Source organism: Scytonema sp. PRP1 (assembly GCF_036697665.2).
Taxonomy (GTDB): Bacteria; Cyanobacteriota; Cyanobacteriia; order Cyanobacteriales; family Nostocaceae; genus Kalymmatonema; species Kalymmatonema gypsitolerans.
Window position 1 is genome coordinate 64,609 of the sequence record NZ_JBAHYJ020000109.1, and the last position, 6,595, is coordinate 71,203.

Consider the following 6,595-nt stretch of genomic DNA (forward strand, 5'->3'; position numbering starts at 1 on the left):
GAAATAGCGACATTTAATTTGTGAATGTACAGACGCTTTTGGCGTTGGGGCTGCGGCGAGATTAAAAGGAACTTGCCTTTAACAATAGTGATTTGTGCATAAGTACACTTTAATTTAACTTATTAAGTTATGTAGAAGAGTTAGCTCAAATAAAATATGGCACAATTCACATTTTCTTTAATTTGTCAAACTTAAATTTTTGTTTCACAACCATATCCTTCTATTTTTCTTTGAGAATCTCCTCTATTGAGATGCATCTACTCCGTTTTAGGTGACGTTGATGAAACAGCAACCAAGCAGACGAAGCCGGGGTGTCATCCTCACCCTCAAAGGTTGGGATAAATTTCAAGCCGCCAAAACTCAAGCCGAGTTTGATGAAAATGGTGGAGATAGTTTTTCTTTAGAAGAACTGAGCGATCGCACGCACCTAGCTCTACACACTATCTCCAGGATACAGGGGCGTTTGGAACCCGTAGATAAAAGTTCGTTGCAATCTGCCTTCGCTGCCTTTGGGTTGGAGTTGTGTAAAGACGATTATACCCGACCAAGCCCCCCTGACGATTTGGAAGTCCGACGTGCACCTCAGTATGACTGGGGAGAAGCACCGGATGTATCTGTATTTTGTGGTCGTGCAGAAGAAATGCTGCAATTACGGCATTGGGTGTTAGAAGAACGGTGTCGTTTAGTCGCTCTGCTGGGAATTGGTGGTATTGGCAAAAGCACATTAGCAGTAAAGTTAGGATTGCAAATTCAAAGTGAATTTGAGGTAGTGGTTTGGCGAAGCCTGCAAAATGCACCACCAGTAGAGGTGCAATTGACCAACATACTGCAATTTTTGCTGTGGGCGTTGCGAAAGGAGATGGTAATACCTGACAGCTTTGATGGACAGCTATCACAGCTGATGGAATGTTTGATTAATAACCGTTGTCTAGTGATTTTACATAATGTTGAGACAATTCTTTCTGGTAGTCAAGCAGGGCAATATCGCCCAGGGTATGAGGGATATGGTCCATTACTCAAGCGCATTGGCGAAGTACCCCATCAAAGTTGCGTTCTGCTTACTTCTAGAGAAAAACCCAGAGAAATTTTACCGTTAGAAGGAGACAGAACAGGAGTGCGAACGACTTGTCGTCGCGCTTGCGCTTCGCTCCTATTAAAAGGATTAAACCCTACAGAAGGACAACAGTTATTTCAGCAAAAAGGACAATTCACAGGTACAGAACCAGAATGCCAAGCACTCATCAAGCATTATGGCGGTAATCCCTTAGCACTCAAGATGGTTGCAGCCGGAACTCAAGAGCTTTTCAACGGTAAAATTGCACCTGTTTTGGAGTATGTAGAACAAGGGATATCAATTTTTGATGACATCGACGACTTGTTAAAATGCCAATTCCAGCGTTTGTCTGCGGTAGAAGAAGAAGTAATGTATTCGCCCACCATCACCAAAAGTGTGATCGCCTACATTAACCCTATTACCAGAAGTGCGATTGCAAAGGTGCCACTGCCCAAAGGGCAATCGCCCCAATACCGCAAAGCCCACTACACTAAAATCAAACTAACCCTGTTGTCTAAACGGTAGAACAAAGCTTAAATAAAGTGTCATGACCGTAACTACCTATAAATGGACAATTGAACGATATCATCGAGCAATAGAGGCAGGGATTTTTGATGACCAGCCTATAGAATTATTGCGCGGCGATCTCATTGTTATGCCGCCAGAACGAGAACCCCACGCTTACTACAACACAGAAGCCGCCGATTATCTCCGCACACTACTTGGTGAACGGGCAAAAATCCGCGATGCTAAACCTGTAACTCTGCCAAACAATTCCGAACCTGTCCCCGACGTTGCCATTGTCAAACCTTTAGGCGAAGTTTACTTAGAACACCACCCCTACCCTGAAGATATTTTCTGGATTATTGAATTCTCCAACGCCACCTTAAATAAAGATTTAGGTGAAAAAAAAGATATCTACGCTGAGGCAGGCATTACTGAATATTGGGTTGTTAACCTCAAATATAAGCGGTTGCAAGTATTTCGTGACCTCAAAAATGGGCAATACAAAACCGAACTGACACTAACTACAGGTACTATTGCCTCTCTAGCCTTTGGTGATGTATCCGTCCAAGTTGAACGTCTCATAGGTGTAGCGAGAAGCTATTAGCTGTGTTGTGTCTCTAACCGATGAAGCTCGGTGATGTCCTCGATCGCCCAATACGGTTCAGTTAGTGGTGTTTAGTTTTGTTAAGATCCCCAACCCCCTTAAAAAGGGGGCTTAGTTCCCTCCTTTTTAAGGAGGGCTAGGGAGGATCAATCCTTAACTGAACTGTATTGCTCGATCGCCAGCAAAATCATCTGTGTATTGTCGATTATAGGCATCTTGCGAGCATTGAGCCGCATGATTTTACGCCCAATGTGCTCAAAATCATGCTCAACCTCAAAATCTTGAAACTGGGTATTATTGGCAAGAATCTCTTCTAGCAGCGATCGCAATTGAGGAATGTTCCACTGTCCATTGCCCAATTCAAAAATCAAATGTTGCTCAGTTTCAACTGGCGCAACCTCAAATGTGTCATAAAAAGAACGATTTGCAGTGATAACCCGCAGGTCTAGATTCAGCACGAGCAGAGGTTCCCGCACGGTTTGCACAATCGCTTCGGCATAATCTCTCGCTTCCATCAATTGCATGTTACTGCGTTTGAGATGATCAATATCAACCAACACCAAAACCGCCCCATCAATCTTGTTGTCAATTGTCCGATAGGGGCGAATCCGCAGGTCATACCAGCGCCCATCTCGGTCTTGAATCTCCTGAGCCTTCAAGTTGAGCGTACGAATCACCTCTAAAATCTGTTGCTCTAAGTTAGGCAGATTCAGCTTGTGATTAATATCGCTCAACGGTCGCCCCACATCGCTTGAAATCAAGTTGAAGATGCCTTCGACCGATGGAGTAAACAGCCGAATTTGCAGATCGCCTCCTAGCATCAGGATAGGGATATTGATAGTGCTGAGCAGATTCTGCAAATCGTTGCTCACCTGAGTCGCTTCCAGCGTGCGTCGGCGCAGTTCCTCATTCACCGTGTTCAGTTCTTCATTCGCCGCCTGAATTTCTTCTTTCGCTGTTTCCAGTTCCTCATTCGTACTTTGCAGCTCTTCATTGCTCGACAAAATCTCTTCGTTGGCGGCTCTCAAGTCCTGGTTCGTGGCTTGCTGCTCTTCAATGATCGATTGCAGATGTTCTCTTGTCGTTGCCAGTTCCTGCTGGAGCCGAGCAATCTCAGTCGCTTCCCTTGTCTTGCGCTTAGAGGGGGTGCTGCCATCATTGGTTGCCGGTGGCAAGGCTGGCATGAGCGGAGCATCTTCAAATAGAACTAAAAAACACTCTTGTGCGCCGATTTGGAACGGAATGACATTAATGGTGATTTGCCCGATCCTATCGCCGTGTCTCACCTGTAAACCTTCCCGTTTGATCGGCAGCTTTTGCTGTTTTACCTGATAGATAGCAGTCTGTAGCTCTCGCCGCAATTCTTCTTTTGCCATTCTCAGCAGGTTCAAGCTCGCCTTACCAGGAGTGGGTTCCAGATAAGGACTGGTCTGTCCCCGAAATTGCAGAATCTCCAGGTTCGTGTCAACCACCACGCCAGCTGGGGCATATTGATTCAAGACGATCCGGTCTGCCTCTATCTGCAATTCCAGGTCGCTTGGGTTCTGTGTCACAAAAGGTTGAGGGTGGATGATTACCGGAGAATAGGGACTGGCAGTCAACTCAATGTTGAGTCGAGTCGCTGCCAGCTTTTTGGCATAAATTTTGTTCTTTTTGTCGCGTAGGGTAAACAAGTCTGAAAACTCACCCACTGTTTCCGAGGTGCCTAACATGAGAAAGCCCGTGGACTTAAGACCGTAGTGGAAGATTGGCAGGAGCTTTTTCTGCAAAGAGGTTCCCAAATAGATCAGCACATTCCGACAGGTAATGAGGTCCAGCCGAGAAAACGGAGGATCGCCAATCAGGTTCTGTCTTGCAAAGACGCAGACTTCGCGCACAGATTTACTGATTTGGTAGCCCTCCTCAACTTCGACAAAGAACCGATACAGACGTTCAGGGGAAACATTTGCGACTTGGCTGGGCGTGTAAATGCCGTTGCGGGCATACTCGATCACCGTTTCACAGATGTCAGTTGCATAAATCTGAATCGGCACTCGGGCAACCTGATCGGCTAAAAACTCTAGCAAGCAGATGGCAATCGAGTAAGCTTCTTCGCCTGTCGAACAGCCCGCGACCCAAATCCGAATCGGTGTCCCTGGCGATTTATCTTTAAAAATGACGGGAAAGACCAGGCTTTTTAGTGCCTCGAAGCTTTCGGGGTCGCGGAAAAAACTGGTGACATGAATCAAGGTATCGTGATACAATGCCATCACTTCTGCCGGGTTGCTCTGCAGATAGCGGGCATAATCCTCCAGTTCTTCCAGCTTGTACAACAGCAACCGCCGCTGAATCCGTCGATTTAAGGTGGTTTGTTTATAGTAAGTGAAGTCAACTCCTGTCGCCTTGCGCAGCAAATTGAAGATAATGCTGAGCGCATCTTGGCTTGCAGGCGAGGTGGGGCCAGCCTCCGATTGGGTTCCAGGCAGATTGGCGATGTAGTAGGGATGACGGCTGATCTCTGCTAGCTTCTGGGCAATTTTGTCCGGAGGTAAGATGAAGTCTACCTGACCTGTGGCGATCGCTGTGTTGGGCATACTATCGACTTGTGCAGTACCCTCACATTGAGCAAAGGTAACACCACCCGCCGCCTTGATTGCCTCGATTCCCCGCGCCCCGTCAGAATCGCCACCCGATAGAATCACGCCGATCGCTTTGTTCCCCCGCTCCTCGGCAAGTGAAAGCAGAAACGTATCAACCGACATAAATATCCGATTTGTACTAGAGCGAGGCGTTAGCTTTAGCACTCCTTGAACAATGGTCATGCCTGCATTCGGCGGAATCACGTAGACCTGATTCGGTGCGACTGCCATTCCATCCTGCACCTCATGCACCGGCATCCGGGTTGCCCTGCTAAGAATTAGACTCAACGCGCTTTCCTGCTTTGGAGGCATGTGCTGAATAATGACAAACGCCATGCCCGTATTGGTTGGCAAATAATTCAGCAACTGGGTAAACGCTTCCAATCCACCCGCCGAGCCTCCAATCCCGACCACTGGAAATAATCCATCTTGATTGTCCTGCTGAGTGTCAGTAGGGACTTTACCATCAGAGGTGTTGGGTTGAGATTTTTTGGAAGAGCGTCTGAGGTTCATATTTTGTAGCGGCTGTCCGGCTGGCTATGCTGCGATCGCCTATTTATTAATCTTGCAATAGAGTTAACTGTCGTTGTGATATAGTCAGGAGCCTATTGTAACTTAAATGATAAGGGGTAATGTAGTGAGCGCTTAAGCGCTTACTACAAACCCCGCAAAGTTTGTATGGTGGACTAGTAGTCTTAAATACAGTTGCATGGATACCTATCAGTACAAGGAGCAGTGAGTGTTTAAGCGGGACATCATTGTCATCGGAGCATCAGCCGGAGGACTCACAGCGTTTGAAACACTCGTTTCTCAACTGCCCTCTAACATCCCCGCAGCGATTTTTATAGTTTGGCATATCTCCCCAGATTACCCAAGTATATTGCCTGAAATCTTGGCTCGGGCAAGTTTACTGCCAGTTGCACACGCAATTGAAAGGGAGCCAATCAAACCAGGTCACATTTATGTTGCCCCTCCGGATCACCATCTGTTGGTCGAACCGGGGTATGTCCGTCTGAGTCGTGGCGTCCAGGGAAAACCGCTTTCGTCCGGCGATCGATGTCTTGTTTCGCTCTGCCGCTCGGTATTATGGAGCGCGAGTCATTGGGGTGGTTTTGAGCGGCAGTCTCGACGATGGAGCGGCTGGGCTTTATGCAATCAAGCAGCAAGGCGGAATAGCCGTTGTTCAAGACCCGTCTGATGCGCTTCACTCTTCCATGCCTAGGGCAGCGATGAAAGCGGTGGCGGTGGATCATTGTGTGCCCATCATAGAAATGGGGGCTTTGTTAGCACATCTGGTTGACAAAGCGATTCCGGTAGAGGAGGTGAATCCGGTGTCTGACAAAATGGATATTGAAGTTGGCGTTGCACGGGAAGATAACGGGCTGGAGATGGGCATTATAAAGTTAGGTGACTTTTCTCCCTATACGTGCCCTGAGTGTCATGGCGTACTGATGCAGTTGAAAGAAGGCAACCTGATCCGCTTTCGCTGCCACACGGGTCATGCCTATTCGCTCAATACCCTTTTAACAGAAGTAACGCAGTCGATTGAAGAAACCCTCTGGGATGGAATTCGCACGATTGAGGCGAGTGAGATGTTGATGATCCATACGGCGAAGCATCTGCGCGAAATGAACGAGCATGAGGCGGCGGATCTGCTGTTGCAAAAAGCCGAGGACGCAAAGCGGCGAGCTAATTTGGTTAGGCAAGCGGTGATGAGCAACGAAATATTGAGCCAGGAGAATCTAAATGAAGAAATAGAGGAAGAACGTGACATCCTCCCACACTAACCGCAAGCGGTATAGTGTGGGCTTG

3 protein-coding genes and 3 pseudogenes are annotated in these 6,595 nt (G+C 47.4%); 5 read left to right on the forward strand and 1 reads right to left on the reverse strand.

Features of this window, described 5'->3' with window-relative positions; translation table 11 throughout:
* Positions 1 to 280 precede the first annotated feature (280 nt).
* Positions 281 to 1,579 carry an NB-ARC domain-containing protein gene (locus tag V5G28_RS28990; protein WP_332994264.1) on the forward strand — a complete coding sequence of 433 codons (1,299 nt, stop codon included), beginning with the start codon at positions 281 to 283 and terminating at the stop codon, positions 1,577 to 1,579.
* A 22-nt stretch (positions 1,580 to 1,601) separates the two neighbouring features.
* Positions 1,602 to 2,165, forward strand: coding sequence for a Uma2 family endonuclease (locus V5G28_RS28995; protein WP_332994266.1), 564 nt, complete (start codon positions 1,602 to 1,604; stop codon positions 2,163 to 2,165).
* A 152-nt stretch (positions 2,166 to 2,317) separates the two neighbouring features.
* Here the strand turns inward: V5G28_RS28995 and V5G28_RS29000 are convergent.
* Positions 2,318 to 5,296, reverse strand: a pseudogene (locus V5G28_RS29000) (chemotaxis protein CheB); the annotation flags it as partial.
* Between the two features lie 226 nt (positions 5,297 to 5,522).
* On the opposite strand from V5G28_RS29000, the pseudogene V5G28_RS36910 reads away from it, so the two are divergent.
* The 3 genes and pseudogenes from V5G28_RS36910 to V5G28_RS29010 all read left to right on the forward strand — a co-directional run.
* Positions 5,523 to 5,750, forward strand: a pseudogene (locus V5G28_RS36910) (chemotaxis protein CheB); the annotation flags it as partial.
* A 52-nt stretch (positions 5,751 to 5,802) separates the two neighbouring features.
* Positions 5,803 to 6,006 (forward strand): annotated as a pseudogene (locus tag V5G28_RS36915) (chemotaxis protein CheB); the annotation flags it as partial.
* Positions 6,007 to 6,012: 6 nt separating this feature from the next.
* Complete coding sequence (locus tag V5G28_RS29010) at positions 6,013 to 6,570, forward strand: hypothetical protein (RefSeq protein ID WP_332994273.1); 558 nt, start codon at positions 6,013 to 6,015, stop codon at positions 6,568 to 6,570.
* The last annotated feature ends 25 nt before the right edge of the window (positions 6,571 to 6,595 follow it).

What these genes read in the sequence shown, in the direction of transcription:
- V5G28_RS28990 (WP_332994264.1), top strand. Translation starts at nt 281, where the DNA reads ATGAAACAGCAACCAAGCAGACGAAGCCGGGGTGTCATCCTCACCCTC.
- V5G28_RS28995 (WP_332994266.1), top strand. Translation starts at nt 1,602, where the DNA reads ATGACCGTAACTACCTATAAATGGACAATTGAACGATATCATCGAGCA.
- V5G28_RS29010 (WP_332994273.1), top strand. Translation starts at nt 6,013, where the DNA reads ATGAAAGCGGTGGCGGTGGATCATTGTGTGCCCATCATAGAAATGGGG.